General features: G+C 61.2%; 13 protein-coding genes and 1 tRNA gene. All 14 read right to left on the bottom strand.

Translation table 11 applies throughout. From position 1 onward, the window contains the following. Nucleotides 1–19 precede the first annotated feature (19 nt). The 14 genes from DXC90_RS00420 to DXC90_RS00355 all read right to left on the bottom strand — a co-directional run bounded on the left by DXC90_RS00420 (nucleotide 20) and on the right by DXC90_RS00355 (nucleotide 14177). The gene (locus DXC90_RS00420; protein ID WP_117734292.1) at nucleotides 20–1477 is read right to left on the bottom strand and encodes an aminoacyl-histidine dipeptidase; all 1458 of its coding nucleotides are present in this window, start codon (nucleotides 1475–1477) and stop codon (nucleotides 20–22) included. Nucleotides 1478–1803: 326 nt separating this feature from the next. After that, nucleotides 1804–4446, bottom strand: a complete 2643-nt coding sequence (locus DXC90_RS00415; protein WP_117734291.1) for an ATP-dependent Clp protease ATP-binding subunit — start codon at nucleotides 4444–4446, stop codon at nucleotides 1804–1806. A gap of 185 nt (nucleotides 4447–4631) precedes the next feature. Continuing rightward, the gene (locus tag DXC90_RS00410; protein WP_117734290.1) at nucleotides 4632–5225 is read right to left on the bottom strand and encodes a DUF2798 domain-containing protein; all 594 of its coding nucleotides are present in this window, start codon (nucleotides 5223–5225) and stop codon (nucleotides 4632–4634) included. Nucleotides 5226–5799: 574 nt separating this feature from the next. Further along, complete coding sequence (gene lysS / locus DXC90_RS00405; RefSeq protein ID WP_117734289.1) at nucleotides 5800–7764, bottom strand: lysine--tRNA ligase; 1965 nt, start codon at nucleotides 7762–7764, stop codon at nucleotides 5800–5802. A 79-nt stretch (nucleotides 7765–7843) separates the two neighbouring features. Beyond that, nucleotides 7844–8314: a transcription elongation factor GreA gene (gene greA / locus DXC90_RS00400; RefSeq protein ID WP_006234960.1), complete on the bottom strand. Its 471-nt coding sequence runs from the start codon at nucleotides 8312–8314 to the stop codon at nucleotides 7844–7846. A gap of 106 nt (nucleotides 8315–8420) precedes the next feature. Then, a complete protein-coding gene (gene tatA, locus DXC90_RS00395; protein WP_022094895.1) occupies nucleotides 8421–8696 on the bottom strand; it encodes a twin-arginine translocase TatA/TatE family subunit in 276 nt (91 codons plus the stop codon). 112 nt (nucleotides 8697–8808) lie between these two features. Further along, nucleotides 8809–8885: transfer RNA gene (locus DXC90_RS00390), tRNA-Pro, on the bottom strand. Between the two features lie 49 nt (nucleotides 8886–8934). Next, a complete protein-coding gene (gene ispE / locus DXC90_RS00385; protein ID WP_233502087.1) occupies nucleotides 8935–9831 on the bottom strand; it encodes a 4-(cytidine 5'-diphospho)-2-C-methyl-D-erythritol kinase in 897 nt (298 codons plus the stop codon). Between the two features lie 2 nt (nucleotides 9832–9833). After that, a complete protein-coding gene (locus DXC90_RS00380) occupies nucleotides 9834–10130 on the bottom strand; it encodes a Veg family protein (RefSeq protein WP_006234957.1) in 297 nt (98 codons plus the stop codon). A gap of 183 nt (nucleotides 10131–10313) precedes the next feature. Beyond that, the gene (gene dtd, locus DXC90_RS00375) at nucleotides 10314–10760 is read right to left on the bottom strand and encodes a D-aminoacyl-tRNA deacylase (RefSeq protein WP_117734288.1); all 447 of its coding nucleotides are present in this window, start codon (nucleotides 10758–10760) and stop codon (nucleotides 10314–10316) included. Nucleotides 10761–10763: 3 nt separating this feature from the next. Then, nucleotides 10764–11405, bottom strand: a complete 642-nt coding sequence (rdgB, locus tag DXC90_RS00370) for an RdgB/HAM1 family non-canonical purine NTP pyrophosphatase (protein ID WP_117734287.1) — start codon at nucleotides 11403–11405, stop codon at nucleotides 10764–10766. A gap of 143 nt (nucleotides 11406–11548) precedes the next feature. Next, on the bottom strand, nucleotides 11549–12274 hold the full coding sequence (gene rph / locus DXC90_RS00365; protein ID WP_117734286.1) for a ribonuclease PH: 726 nt from the start codon (nucleotides 12272–12274) through the stop codon (nucleotides 11549–11551). A gap of 55 nt (nucleotides 12275–12329) precedes the next feature. Then, on the bottom strand, nucleotides 12330–13214 hold the full coding sequence (murI, locus tag DXC90_RS00360; RefSeq protein WP_117734285.1) for a glutamate racemase: 885 nt from the start codon (nucleotides 13212–13214) through the stop codon (nucleotides 12330–12332). A 51-nt stretch (nucleotides 13215–13265) separates the two neighbouring features. Further along, nucleotides 13266–14177, bottom strand: coding sequence for an HAD family hydrolase (locus DXC90_RS00355; protein ID WP_117734284.1), 912 nt, complete (start codon nucleotides 14175–14177; stop codon nucleotides 13266–13268). Between the last annotated feature and the right edge of the window lie 33 nt (nucleotides 14178–14210).

Here is a 14210-nt window from a genome sequence, read left to right as displayed (position 1 = left end):
GCTGCTGCTAGCGCAACCCTTACGCGGCAAGGCGCTTGAGGACGTCGATGAGCAGCTCGTAGAAGCGCTCGGCAGAAGCGAGCTCCATGCTCTCGTCCGGGGTGTGGACATCGGAGAGCGTCGGGCCCACGGCGATGGCGTCCAGGCCGTGCAGGGCCTCGGCAAACAGGCCGCACTCAAGGCCGGCATGAATGGACTCGATGCGCAGCTCGGAGCCAAAGAGCTCGCGATAGCTCTCGACAAAGACGTCGCGGACCGGCGAATGTTCGGCATAGCTCCAGCCGGGATACTCGAATTCGAACTTGGCGTCGAAGCCCAGGATATCGGCGAGCGTCTGCAGACGATCCTTAAACTCGTTCTGCAACGAGGTGATCGAGGAGCGCGGAGACAGCATGATCTTGACCTCGTCGTCAGAAGTGGCAACCACACCGATATTGGAGGAAACCTCGACGGAGCCGTCGGTGGCGACGTTGCGGCGAATCACGCCGTTAGGGGCAAGACGCAGGGCGCGGATGAGGGCAAGCGCGGACTTCTGGTCCATGGCCTCGACCTCGGCGTCGTCGGCGATCTCGACAGTGCAGGTAAAGCCGGGGTCGAAGACCTCGAGCTCGGCGGTAACGTCGGCGATGATGCCACGGGCGATCTGGGCCGCGGTCTCGGCGGCAGCGTGGTCGGCATAGACCAGAACAGCCTTGCACTCACGGTTGATGGCGTTGTCCTTGGTGCCGCCGTTAAAGCTAACGATGGCAGGCTCGCCGGCAACCATCAGGCGGTCGATGATGCGGGCCATGATGAGGTTGCCGTTGCCGCGCTCCAGGTGGATATCGCTGCCGGAGTGACCGCCCAGCAGGCCGGAGATGTCGAGCGTGAGGGTACTACCGGTCCTGTGCTCGCGCGCGATCGGGCAGGTGTAGGTAACGACGACGCCGCCGGCGCAGCTGACGGTAGCAACGCCCTCTTCCTCGGAGTCAAGGTTAATCATGGTGCGGGCGCTAATCTGGGACTTGTCGAGCGTCTCGGCGCCGACCAGGCCAGTCTCCTCGTCGGTGGTGAATACGCACTCGAGGGCGGGGTGAACGATCGAATCGTCATCGAGAACAGTGAGCATCAGAGCGACGGCGATACCGTTGTCGGCACCCAGGGTGGTACCGTTGGCGGTGAGGACGCCATCCTTGACGACCAGGTCGATTCCATCGGTCGTAAAGTCGTGCTCAACGGAGCCCAACTTGTCGCACACCATATCGATGTGGCCCTGCAGCATCACGGTCGGGGCATTCTCGGCGCCGGCAGATGCGGGCTTGCGAATGATGACGTTGTAGACCTCGTCCTGATACACATCGAGGCCGCGCTCCTTGGCAAACGCAACCAGGAAATCGCTGATGCCCTTCTCGTTGCCAGACCCGCGGGGGATCGCGCTGACCTCCTCAAAGAAATGGAACAGCTGGGCGGGCTCATAGCCGGTAATCTTGTAGTCCATGGTGCCTCCTTGGCGCAACTGGTTAGACAGTAAGATATGCGACTTGTATATTCCCAGACTTTGCGTGCATAAACCAGTCGAAAACGCCGAGCGCCCTTGCATCATCGGCTAACGGTGAGGAAACGCCACTTTATCAAGATAAAGCATCTTAGACGGGCAGTGCCGAAGGGACGTTGGACCCTTCAATCAACCTCAACACTTGATCAGCGTTTATGCATACGCCGTTGGTATGTTTAATGAGATTTACCTTGAACGAAGGGGCCTTTCCAACAGAAAAAGGGCGCTCCTTTGGAACGCCCTCGTGGACACAAGGTTTTTGTTACGCCCTACAGCGCGCCGGAACCGGCTTGCATCATGCCGCCGGGGCCCGAGCTCACGCCACTGCTCACAGGCGCGGCGTTGCCGATGTGCGGTGCCACCGGGGCGGAATCGCCACCGAGCGTGCCCGCCGGACGCGGTGCCGGGATCTCGCCCCTGCCGTGGCTAAAGACAAACTTGCCATCGGCCACGTCGCACAGGACGGTATCGCCCTCGCCCCACTCGCCGGCCAGAAGCTCCTCGGATAGCGGGTCCTCGATGAGCTTTTGAATAGCACGGCGCAGCGGACGTGCGCCGTTGGTGAGATCAGTGCCCTCGGCCACGATCTTGTCGTAGGCCGCATCGGTGAGCTTGATGTTCATGCCGTTTGCGATCAGACGCTGGCGCAGATCGTCCACCAACAGGTGCGCGATCTTGGTGAGATTCTCGCCCGAGAGCTTCTGGAACACCACAATGTCGTCGATACGGTTGAGCAGCTCGGGGCGGAACAGGCGCTTGAGCTCGCCCATCGCGCGGCCCTTGATCTCACTCGACGTGAGACCCTGCTCGCCGGTGGTGCCAAAGCCAACGCTCGCATCCTGTGCGATCTCGCGAGCGCCCACGTTGGACGTCATGATGATCACCGTGTTGCGGAAGTCGACCGTCTTGCCCTGGCTATCGGTCAGACGACCCTCCTCCAGCACCTGCAACAGAATGTTGAAGATGTCGGGGTGCGCCTTCTCGATCTCGTCGAACAGCACAACCGAGTACGGGTGACGGCGCACGGCCTTGGTGAGCTGGCCGCCCTCGTCATGGCCCACGTAACCCGGAGGGCTACCGATGAGCTTGGAGACCTCGAACTCGCTGCCGAACTCCGACATGTCAAAGCTGATGAGCGCGTCCTTGCTGCCAAAGAGGTACTCGGCGAGCGTCTTGGCGAGCTCGGTCTTGCCCGTGCCGGTGGGACCCAGGAAGATAAAGCTGCCGCCGGGGCGACGCGGGTCCTTGAGCGGCGAACGGCTGCGGCGCACTGCCTTGGCGACGGCCTCGACTGCCTCATCCTGGCCGATGATGCGGGTCTTGAGCACGCTTTCGGTCTGCAGCAGGCGACGGCTCTCGCTCTCGGTGAGCGAGGAAACCGGTACGCCCGAAGTCACGGACACAATGTCGGCAATCTGACTCACGTCGATGGTGAGCGGGCTGGCGTCGAGCTCGGCGGTCCAGGCAGCCTTGGCCTCGGCGAGTTCAATCTCGGCAGCCTTCTGCTGCTCGGTGATCTCGGCGGCCTTGTTCATGTCGTCGCTCTCGGTGGCCTCCTGCGCGGCGGTCTTGAGCTCCTCGATGCGATGCTCGGCCTCGCGCACCGGCTCGGGCGCGCGATTCGCGGCGATGCGAGCGCGGGCACCGGCCTCGTCGATGAGGTCGATGGCCTTATCGGGCAGGAAGCGATCCTGGATGTAGCGGTTGGAAAGGTTCGCGGCGGCCTCGATAGCACCCTGCGTATAGCGCACATGGTGGTGCTCCTCGTAGCGTGGCTTGAGCGCGGTCAGAATCTTGACCGTGTCCTCGACGCTCGGCTCCTCGACATCGATAGTCTGGAAGCGACGCTCGAAGGCCGGGTCCTTGGTGAGGTACTTGCGGAATTCCTCGGCCGTGGTGGCGCCGATAATCTGGAAGGCACCGCGCGCAAGCACGGGCTTGAGCATGGAGCTCGCGTCGATGGAGCCCTCGGCGGAACCGGCACCGATGATGGTGTGCATCTCGTCGATAAACAGGATGACGTCGTCGGCTTCGGTTGCCTCCTGGATCACGTTCTTGAGGCGCTCCTCAAACTCACCGCGATATTTAGCACCCGCAACAAGGCCCGGCAGGTCGAGCGTCCAGATGTTCTGGTTCATAAGGTTCTCGGGCACGTTACCGGCGGCGATCTGCTGTGCCAGGCCCTCGACGATAGCCGTCTTGCCCACGCCGGGGTCGCCTAGGATAAGCGGGTTGTTCTTGGTGCGGCGCGAAAGGATCTCCATCATGCGCTGGACTTCTTTTTCGCGACCAATCACCGGATCGAGCTTGCCGTCGCGCGCCTTCTGCGTGAGGTTGGTGGCGAACTGCTTGAGCGTGTCGGTGCCGCTCCCCTTTTGCTGTGAGGCGTCCGAGCCGCTAAAGAACGGCAGACCCGCACCGGGACGCCCGGCACCGGCGCCAGCGAGCGGGCGCTTCTTGTCCTGGTCCTTGGCGGTAAGCTTCTCGATGGCCTTCTTGATGGAAGCAGACGACACACCCAGGCGCATGAGAATGTCCATGGCCATGCCGTTACCCTCTTCGACAATGCCGATGAGCAAGTGCTCGGTCGACACATAGGTCTGGTTGTTCTCGCGTGCCACACGGAAGGAGCGCTCCATCACACTAATGACGAGCGGCGTAAAGGCGAGCTTGGCGGCCTCGGTTTCCTCGCTGGACTCGGGAACGGTAGTCTGGACCTCCTTGAGGGTGTCCATGATGTCGTCGTAGGAGATATCGAGCGAACGCAGCGCCTCGGCGGCAATGCCCTCGTCCTCCTTGGCGAGCGCGAGCAGCAGATGCTCGGTACCCACCTTATTTGAATGAAGATCGAGCGCCTCTTGCTTGGCCATGGACATGACCTTGCGCGCGCGATCGGTAAAACGGTCTAACATGCTAGTTCCTCTTAGACGAGCTAGTTTTTCAAACGCAAAGCGCCACTCGTGGCGGCGCTTTGGTCTCTTTACCCATATGGAGTATATGTTAACCGTTGGGACCTTTCCCACCCGTAGCCGCGCGACAACGTCTACAAAAAAGGAATCGCTCTGGTCCGCTTGGCGGTTTGGTTTTGCGCTGCTGTCTAGCAGACGGGCTCAACGTCCATGCTCTCGGCAACGTCATTGACTGCATCGGCAGCGGGAGCGCCCGGCATACGCACGAGCTCCATATGCTGCTCCTCAAAAACCGTGCCCATGGGGAAGGCTCGACGGAAGACATAGCGAGCAACCGGGCCGGCCACCAGCAGATTCCAAGGCAGGGCCATGACAAAGTTGCGCGGGATGTTGATGAGCCACATCATCGGCAGCATCTGCAGGTTGGCGAGCGGGCCGCCGGGCATGTGGAACAGGCCCTCACACGCACCGTAGAGCGACATGATGATGACCATAGGAACGACCATGCAGGAGCTAACGGCGAGCGTCATGGCAAGCGGCGAGCTCTTGCATGGCGTGACCAGGAATTTAAAGGCGAAACCCTTGGCAAGGGGGCTGGCAACAAACCAGTCGCAGCACATGGCAAAAATGTAGGCAACGGGGAAGCTGAGCCACGCGGCGGCAACAACCTCGCCGTTGATGGCCCCATGCTGCAGGGTAACGTTGTAGATGCTCATCCAGAGCACCATGCAAAAGCACATGATAAAGGTGAACAGCAAGCTCTCTCGTTTGTTGATAGGCATAAAGGGCAGATTCCTCTCTGTGTTGCGTCGCGGCGCCGCCAACAAAAACGGGCGGGCGAGATGGAGCTGTTGGGACTTCATCTCGCCCGCCCGTGTTACGTGCGTCTGCGACTACTTATGTGGTGGAACCAGCCTAGCACGAAACGCATGCGCTTCGTAAGCGTTGGGTTTATGAAGATGCCGAGCCATTCGCGCAGGGCGGCAGATGCGCCCGCATCGGCCCAACGAGCGTGGATTATCGGACACCCATTCCACGAGAGTGGATAATCTCCCGTTTTAAGTCCGCATACGCGCCAAAAGTGGGAGATTATCCACTCTCGTGCGTTGTGGTCGTTGGGGACGTTCTTAAATAACCAGTCGTTTAAGAACGTCCCCCCCCAACGACTACTCAACAACAATGTCAACGCCGATGTAATGGGACCAACAGCGAGCGACGTCCAGGGCGAACAAGTTGGCATGAAAAAGGCAAGGCATAGACCTTCTGGTCATGCCTTGCCTTTTGAATGACAAATTGTCGCTCTGGGCGGCGCGCAGCGTCGAGCGGTTACGGCGTTTGGTAAACCGCCGTAACCCCCTAGTACATCTTTGCGCCGGCGGGGATGGAGGCGTCGAGCTGGATCAGGTTGAGGCGCTCCTCACCCTCCTCCTCGTGGATGGCACTGATGAGCATGCCGCAGCTGGGGATGCCCATCATCTTGCGCGGAGGCAGATTGGTGATGGCGAGCAGCGTCTTACCGACCAGGTCCTCGGGCTCATAGTAGCCATGAATGCCGGAGAGGATGGTACGGTCGGTGCCGGTGCCGTCGTCGAGCGTAAAGTTCAGCAGCTTCTTGGACTTCTTGACGGCCTCGCATGCCTTGACCTTCACGGCGCGGAAGTCGCTCTTGGAGAAGGTATCAAAGTCGACGAACTCCTCAAACAGCGGCTCAACGGCAATCTTGGAATAATCAACCGTGGGCTTGAGCGGCTTGACGAACGGGCTCGCGGCGTTGCCGGCCTCGGCAGCCTTGGCGGCAGCGGCACCGGACTGGAAACCCTTCTCGGGCTTCATGTGCGGGAACAGCAGCACGTCGCGGATGGAAGCCTGGTTGGTAAGCAGCATGACCACGCGGTCGATACCGATGCCGATGCCGCCCGCGGGAGGCATACCGTACTCGAGGGCGCGCACGTAGTCTTCGTCATACTCCATGGCCTCATCGTCGCCGCCGGCCTTCTCGGCCATCTGGGCGGCAAAGCGCTCAGCCTGGTCGACCGGGTCGTTGAGCTCGGAGAATGCGTTGGCGTACTCATGACCGGCAATAACCAGCTCAAAGCGGTGCGTCAGGCGCGGGTCGTCCTCAAAGCGCTTGGCAAGCGGGCTGACCTCGATGGGGTAATCGCACACGAACGTGGGGTTGACGATGGTGTCCTCGCCCAGCTCATCGTAGATCTCGGCGATAATCTTGCCGGCGGTCCACTCGGGCTTAACCTCCAGGCCCTTCTCGCGCGCGGCGGCAGCAAGCTCCTCGACCGGCGTATCGATGGTGACCTGCTTGCCGAGCACGTCGGAGACGATGTCGGTCATGGGACGGCTGGCCCACTCACCAGAAAGGTCGATGGTCTGGCCCTGGTACTCGATGATCTCGGGGTTGCCGATGGCCTTGTTCGCAGCCTTGATGACGCCCTGGGCGAGCGCCTTCATGCCCTCGAGGTCGGAGAAGGCACGGTAGGCCTCCATCGTGGTGAACTCGGGGTTGTGGGTAAGGTCCATGCCCTCGTTACGGAAGATGCGACCGATCTCGAACACGCGCTCAAAACCACCGACGATGCAGCGCTTGAGGTGCAGCTCGGTGGCAATACGCAGGTAGCACTCTTGATCGAGCGCGTTGAAGTGGGTAATGAACGGCTTGGCCGTGGCACCACCCTGGATGGTCTGCAGGATGGGCGTCTCGACCTCCATGTAGCCGTCGGACTCCATAAAGCGGCGGAAGGTGGAGAGAATCTGCGAGCGCTTACGGAAGGTCTCGCGAACGTCGTCGTTGGCGATCAGGTCGACATAGCGCTGGCGATAGCGGGTCTCCTTGTCGGAAAGACCGTGGAACTTCTCAGGCAGCGGACGAACGGCCTTGGAAAGCAGGGTCGCACTCTTTGGGGCAACGGAAAGCTGGCCGCGCTGGGTGCGCACGACCACGCCGGTCACGCCCAGGATGTCGCCTAGGTCGAGGGCCTTGAGCGTATTCCAGGCAGCCTCGTCCATGTCGTTGATGCGACAGAACAGCTGAATCTCGGCAGTCGCATCGCGCACGACGATGAACATGATCTTGCCCTGACCGCGCTTGGCAACCACGCGGCCGGCGATCTTCACGACGTCCTCGGTGTCCTCGCCATCGGCAAGCCCGGCGTACTTAGCCTCGATATCGGCGACGTAGTCCTCAAGCTCAGAGTGCTCGGGATAGGGGTTCTGGCCCGCCTCGAACAGGGCGGCGCGCTTGGCCAGGCGGGTGGCGCGCTCGTCGTTGAGCGTCGATGCCTGATCGGCGGCGTTCTGGTTCTCTGCCATAAATTAGCTCCTCAAACTAAAACGCTCCCCAGGATTCGGTCCCAGGGAGCGAAAACATACCTTTACGCGGGACCGTGGTCTAGCGTGCGATCTTGGCGATGGTGTAGACGCGAGTCTTGCCGGAAGGCGTAACGACCTCGACGGAGTCGCCCTCGCCGTGACCGATGATGGCATGGCCAACCGGAGACTCGTTGGAAATCTTGTGCTCGAGCGAGTTGGTCTCGGTGGTACCGACGAGCGTGACTTCCATGACCTCACCGTTGGGATCAATCAGAGAAACGGTGGAACCGATGGAGACGGTCAGATCGCCCGTGGTGGCAGCAACCTGAGCGTTGGCGAGGATGGCCTGGATCTCGGCAATACGAGCGGCGTTCTGGGCCTGCTTGTCCTTGGCGGCATCGTACTCGGAGTTCTCCGAAAGGTCGCCGAACGCGCGGGCTTCCTTGATGTCCTCGACGATCTCCTTGGCGTAATCGCCCTCACGCCAAGCGAGCTCCTCGACGAGCTTCTGGCGGCCCTCAGCGGTCAGTACGATCTGGCTTGCGTCCATACGGATATCTCCCCAACTCTGATCAAACAATCAACTGTCAACAAAACAAAAAAGACCGGCTAGCCTGCGGGCAAGCCGGTCAGGTGCTCACCCCAAAGGGATGGGACTACTCTGCGTCCGCGTCGCTGTCCTCTGCCTGCTTCTTCTTGGCAGCAGCGAGCTTGGCCTCGAGCTCAGCGATCTCCTTGTCCTCCTCGGACTGCTCGACCACGACCTCCTCGGCCTGCTTGGTCTCGGCCTTATCGTCGCCCTCCATACCCTCGCGGATATTCTTGACGGTAGAGCCGAGGGACTTGCCGAGCTTCGGCAGGTTCTTAGGCCCGAAGATGATCAGGACAACGACGAGAATAATGATGAGCTCAGGAGCCCTCAGTCCAAACATGTAGACCTCCACAATACAGCGAGACAAGCTCGAATGAGTATACCGCGGGTATCGCGGTATCACAACAATAGCTAAAAAAAGGGACCGCAAGAAGCGGTCCCTCCTCATGCTCTGGTCGGGTTGACTGGATTTGAACCAGCGACCCCTGCGTCCCGAACGCAGTGCTCTACCAAACTGAGCCACAACCCGTTAGCTCGACTATAGTAACAAAGATTTCCGCCACGTGCTAGAGAATTTTTTATTTCTTTGGCGCGTCGATCTGAACCGTGTTGGAAATGAGCTCCGTTGCGCAGGCCCACCAGCCATTTTGCTGGGCAGCGCCGGCAAGCCTTTCGGCCGTGGCGGCGGTGTCGCAAATGGCAAACGAGCAGGCGCCCGATCCGCACACATCTACAGCAACGGCGCCGTCCTGTTTATGCAGCCAATCGAGAACCGTTTGAATCTGCGGCTCCATCTGTGCGGAAATGACACCCAGGTTGTTATGGATGAGCGCATATGCCGTCTCGGCATCACCAGCACGCAAGGCAGAAGCCATCGCGCCGGGCTTGTCCGCAGGCACCGGGGCCTCGTCAAAACGTCGATAGGCTTCAATTGTCGAAACGCTCGCCTCCCGCGGCTTGACCAGCACGACGGGTGTCGCGGGCAGCACGGGGTACTCGGTTGCCAGCACGTCTCCCCCACCCACGTAGAACGCAGGGCTCGCGTGCAAAAAGAACGGGACGTCAGCACCAATGCCCCGTGCAATATCGTCGAGCGCGGAATCGGTGCGGTCAATTCCCCAGAGCTCCGCCAAGGCGACAATGACCGCGGCCGCATCCGTCGAGGGGCCGCCCAAGCCGGCGCACAATGGAATGTGCTTCTCAATCGTCACGTAGATGTTTGCCTCGCGACCATAATGCTCGGCCATAGCAACCGCAGCCCGATACGCCGTATTCTTTTGCATGGGAAAATCTGATGCCGGAACCGTCTGGACGGTCAGCGCCTGTGCCGGCGTGACCGTCACGGTATCGACAAGACCGACGGCTGCCATCAGGGAATCGACCTTATGGTAGCCGCGGTCATCGCGCTCGGTATGAACCCCTAGGTAGAGGTTAATCTTTGCCGGCGCGGAAAGAGTCAGGGACCGATCGGTCACCGTTAATGCTCCTCGAGCTGATTGCCGAGCGGGGTAAAGATATGCTCGCCGCTCTCGGGGTCGAACAGCTCAACCTGACCGGTGAGGACATCGATATACTGATAAGACTGACGCGACTTGCGGCCGCGACGCTCGTCAACCTCGACGATAAAGACGGCGGGGTGGACGCTCTTGATGGTGCCCATGCGCTCGACGACGCGGGTGCGGCCCATGTTGGCCTTAACCTTGACGCGATCGCCCACCATATCGGTCAGCTTCTCGTGGATGTCGTCGACGTGATTGACTTCCATCTCTTCCATGAACAGGGCCTCCAGAAGGTGCAATTCAAAAAGGGGATAATACCCCTAAGATAGACAAAACTCTAATACTATAGCACCCTGCTGCCACCACACGCAAGTAGCTAAATAAGCCCCGTCCCAAATACGTACCAGACGACAACCTCGCATGACCAGTTGTTACGCGGTTTGGTAAAACCGAGTAACCTAAAGGTTGTCCGTGTCCAGGACGATGGTGAACGGGCCATCGTTGACCAGGTCGACCTTCATGTCGGCGCCAAAGATGCCATGTGCCACGTGCTCGACATCTTGGGCAACGAGCGTCAAAAAGTACTCGTAAAGCTCGTTGGCGACATCGGGCGCGCCGGCATCCGTAAACGATGGGCGGCGGCCGTGACGGCAATCGGCGAACAGCGTGAACTGCGACACCACGAGCACCTCGCCGTCGACATCGGCAAGTGCCAGGTTGGTCTTGCCGTTCTCGTCCTCGTTAATGCGCAAGCCCCGGAGCTTGCCCCACAGCTTATCGGCCTCGGCGCGCGTGTCGCCGTGGCCCACGCCCAGCAGCACCAGATAGCCGCGCCCAATTTTGCCCACGCACTCGCCGTCGACCGTCACGCCGGCGTTGAGCACGCGCTGCACCACCGCACGCACAGCCTACTCCTCGCCCGTCAGTTTGGCGGACAGATGCTCAAGCGCGTGGAAACGATGGCTGACGGCGTTCTTCTCGTCCGCCGTCAGCTCAGCCATGGTCTTGCCCGGCGTGTCGACCGGCAGGAACAGCGGGTCGTAGCCAAAGCCGTGATCGCCGCGACCCTCGTGTGCGATAACGCCCTCGCAGGCGCCCTCACCATAGGTGACCAAACCGTCCGTGTCGATAAGCGCAACGACGCTCATAAAGCGCGCGGTGCGGTCCTCGTCCGCCACGCCTTCCAGGTTAACGAGCAGCTTGGCATTGTTGGCGGCATCGTCGCCGTGAACGCCCGCGTAGCGCGCGCTATACACACCGGGCTCACCGTCCAGCGCGTCAACGACCAGGCCCGAATCGTCGGCAATGGCCATGAGCCCCGTCTCTTCGACGGCAGCCTGCGCCTTGATGATGGCGTTCTCCAAAAACGTCGTGCCGTTTTCCTCAGGGTCCTCAAAATCGCCCAGCTGGCCGAGCGCCACAAAGCGCACCTCGGGCATGACCTTGCCCAAAATGGCCTCGATCTCGGTGAGCTTATGAGCGTTTCCTGTTGCCACGACGATGGTCGCCGCCGGGTCGAGGGTGTCGATGTCGATCTTCTCAAGTGCCATGAGTGGTCTCCTTGTCTCTATAGCAATGCCGCGCCGAGGGCAACGAGGGCCTCTGCCTCTCCCCTCTCAATCAACGGCAGTCTTGTGTCTAGACGTCTCCGCAGATAAAACCTACCAAAATAAACCTGTCCCTTTTTGGCTGGTTAGGCGAGGGCTTGGCGCTGGAGCTCGATGAGCTCGGCGATACCCTTGTCGCCCAGGTCGAGCAGGGCGTTGAGGCGTTTGCGGTCGAAGGGCGCCTGCTCGCCGGTGCCCTGGAGCTCGATCATCTCACCGGTGTCGGTGGCGACGAGGTTCATGTCGACCTCGGCATGGCTGTCCTCGGAATAATCGAGGTCAAGCAGCGTATTGCCGTCGACAACGCCCATGGAGATGGCAGCCACCTGGCCGGTAAGCGGGATGCGCTCGATCTTGCCTGCCTCGACCCACATGGCGAGGGCGTCGTGCAGCGCCACCCAGGCGCCGGTAATGCTTGCCGTACGTGTACCACCATCGGCCTGGATCACGTCGCAGTCGACGGTGACGGTGTACTCGCCGAGCGCCTTCATGTTGACGACGGTACGCAGGCTACGGCCAATGAGGCGCTCGATCTCCATGGAGCGGCCTTTGCGGTTGGCGTGCTCGCGCTTGCAGCGCTTGCCGGTCGATGCCGGTAGCATGGCGTACTCCGCCGTTACCCAACCGGCCTTGGCGCCCTTGCGCCAGCCCGGCACGCCCTCCTCGATAGTAGCGGCGCACAGCACGCGCGTGTCGCCGAACTCGGCCAAACACGAGCCGTGGGCGTGCTTCATGACGCCACGGGTGAGCTTAACGGGGCGCAGCTCATCGGCGGCGCGGCCGTTGGCGCGGTTGACCTGCATGTACTCCATAGAAATATCCTTTCGGCAAAAGGTGAAAGTGAGCCTTTGGTCGGTGACCTTACATCTATTTCAGCTCATCGATATCGATATGTTCTATGCTCTTGAGCGGCTGTCCAAAGATAAAGCTGCCCGCCACCGCAAACTCAGCAATGTTATCGGCCGTCGTGGCAAAACGATGCTGTGGCTCGGCGGTATCGCCCGCCAGCTGCTCGCGGCGCGTGAGGATATCGGTCAGCTCGCGCGTGGTCTCCTCGGCGGAACTCACGACGCGCACCCCAGGCCCCAGCGCATGGCGGATAGGTCCCACCAACAGCGGAAAATGCGTGCAGCCGAGCACCACGGTATCGATACCGTGGTCACGCAGCGGCTCAACCGTGGCGCCCACCAGCGCACGCACGGCAGGCGTATCGAAGATGTCCTCGTTCTCGAGCCATTGCTCCTGCAGATGCGCGCCCGAGGCGAGCTCGTGCTCAACGACCTCGACAAAGCTCGAGGCAGGGCAGCCGTACACGTCCACGCCGGCATCCAGGTCTTGGATGGCGCGCGTGTAGGCACCCGAGCGGATGGTGAGGTTAGTGGCGAGCACGCCCACGCGGCGCGTGCGGGTGCTGTTGATGGCCGCACGCGCGCCCGGCGCGATCACGCCGATCACAGGAACGTCGAGCGCCTGCTGGGCCAGACGCAACGCCGCGGCCGTTGCCGTGTTGCAGGCGATGACCATAATCTTGACGTCGTGCCTCGAAAGCCAGCGCCCCGCCTGCAGCGCAAACGAGCGCACCTCATCCTCGGTGCGAGTGCCGTAAGGGCAGCGCTTAGTATCGCCAAAGTAGTAGACGGACTCGTGCGGCAGCGCCGTCGCGATGGCGCGCGCAACCGTCAGACCGCCCAAACCAGAATCGAACACGCCAATCGGGCGCGTGTCGCCTGCCGGATTCTCGATATCGGACATTACCTCACCAGTCTCTCTCGAAAAGACATGTCCAAGTGCGGCGACGCCGCGCTACGAACGCGCCGCGACCAGCAGCTCTGCCGTCGCCGCCCAACCGTCGATAATTTTGCCACGCGTAACGAAAGCGTTCTCGCAAGCAGCCAGGAACTCAGGCGCGCCGGCGCTCGTCAGGCCATTCTCGACCAGGCAGAACGTGCCCACGTGATCGGCCATGTAGAAGTCGGACTCGGAGTCGCCGAGCGCGAGCGTCTCCTCGCGCTCGATCCCTAGGTGCTCGCAGAAGCGCGCAATGGCAACGCCCTTGTTGAGGCCCGCGGGATTGATGTTGAATGCCCGGCCGTCCTCGACGCGATCGAGCTCGAGCGTCGTCGGCTTGGACAGGTGAGTCAGATGGCCGTTGCAAGCCCAGATCAGACCGCAGCCGGCCTCGTCCAGGATGGCCTGGGCCTCATCATCGGGAATGTCGCCACGCATGCCGACGGTGACCTCACGGTATTTGTAGCCGGTCGACATGTCGTTGTGGTACTCGATCCTGTGCGGCCAGCGAGCAAGGATCTTCTCGCACACGCCGGTCTGCTCGATCACCTGGTGCGGAGTAAGGCCGCAGGCGGGGTCGTAAGGCATGTCGCCGGTCAGATACTCCCAATCGTTGGCTTTGAGGTCGTACATGACCAGGCCGCCCATCTCACCAATGTAGGAGTTGAGGCCGAGCACGCGCGCGTCCTCGTGGATCATGGTACGGTTGCGGCCCGAGGTGGGAACCACCTGAATACCAGCGCGAGCGAGCGCCACGACGGCCTCGACGAGTTTGGTCGAGGGGTTGCCGTCGTTGTCGCGCAGCACGCACGAGCCGGGCGCGAGCATGGTGGCGTCCAGGTCGGTAAAGACGTACTTAACCTTGGCCAAGCGCTCGCGCATCTCGCCCGAAAGCTCGGCAACGGTCGGCAGGGTGTTGTGGGACATGGTTACTCCATTACGTAGAAGGGGCTTCTGGTC

It is taken from the genome of Collinsella sp. TF09-1AT, from assembly GCF_003436895.1.
GTDB lineage: Bacteria > Actinomycetota > Coriobacteriia > Coriobacteriales > Coriobacteriaceae > Collinsella.
Note: the sequence above shows the minus strand (reverse complement) of the source record. Positions and strands in the feature narration are given on the sequence as shown.

Excerpts from the sequence above, each read along its gene's own strand:
- DXC90_RS00420 (WP_117734292.1), bottom strand. The coding sequence starts at position 1,477 with ATGGACTACAAGATTACCGGCTATGAGCCCGCCCAGCTGTTCCATTTC.
- DXC90_RS00415 (WP_117734291.1), bottom strand. The coding sequence starts at position 4,446 with ATGTTAGACCGTTTTACCGATCGCGCGCGCAAGGTCATGTCCATGGCC.
- DXC90_RS00410 (WP_117734290.1), bottom strand. The coding sequence starts at position 5,225 with ATGCCTATCAACAAACGAGAGAGCTTGCTGTTCACCTTTATCATGTGC.
- lysS (WP_117734289.1), bottom strand. The coding sequence starts at position 7,764 with ATGGCAGAGAACCAGAACGCCGCCGATCAGGCATCGACGCTCAACGAC.
- greA (WP_006234960.1), bottom strand. The coding sequence starts at position 8,314 with ATGGACGCAAGCCAGATCGTACTGACCGCTGAGGGCCGCCAGAAGCTC.
- tatA (WP_022094895.1), bottom strand. The coding sequence starts at position 8,696 with ATGTTTGGACTGAGGGCTCCTGAGCTCATCATTATTCTCGTCGTTGTC.
- DXC90_RS00380 (WP_006234957.1), bottom strand. The coding sequence starts at position 10,130 with ATGGAAGAGATGGAAGTCAATCACGTCGACGACATCCACGAGAAGCTG.
- rdgB (WP_117734287.1), bottom strand. The coding sequence starts at position 11,405 with ATGGCACTTGAGAAGATCGACATCGACACCCTCGACCCGGCGGCGACC.
- rph (WP_117734286.1), bottom strand. The coding sequence starts at position 12,274 with ATGGAGTACATGCAGGTCAACCGCGCCAACGGCCGCGCCGCCGATGAG.
- murI (WP_117734285.1), bottom strand. The coding sequence starts at position 13,214 with ATGTCCGATATCGAGAATCCGGCAGGCGACACGCGCCCGATTGGCGTG.
- DXC90_RS00355 (WP_117734284.1), bottom strand. The coding sequence starts at position 14,177 with ATGTCCCACAACACCCTGCCGACCGTTGCCGAGCTTTCGGGCGAGATG.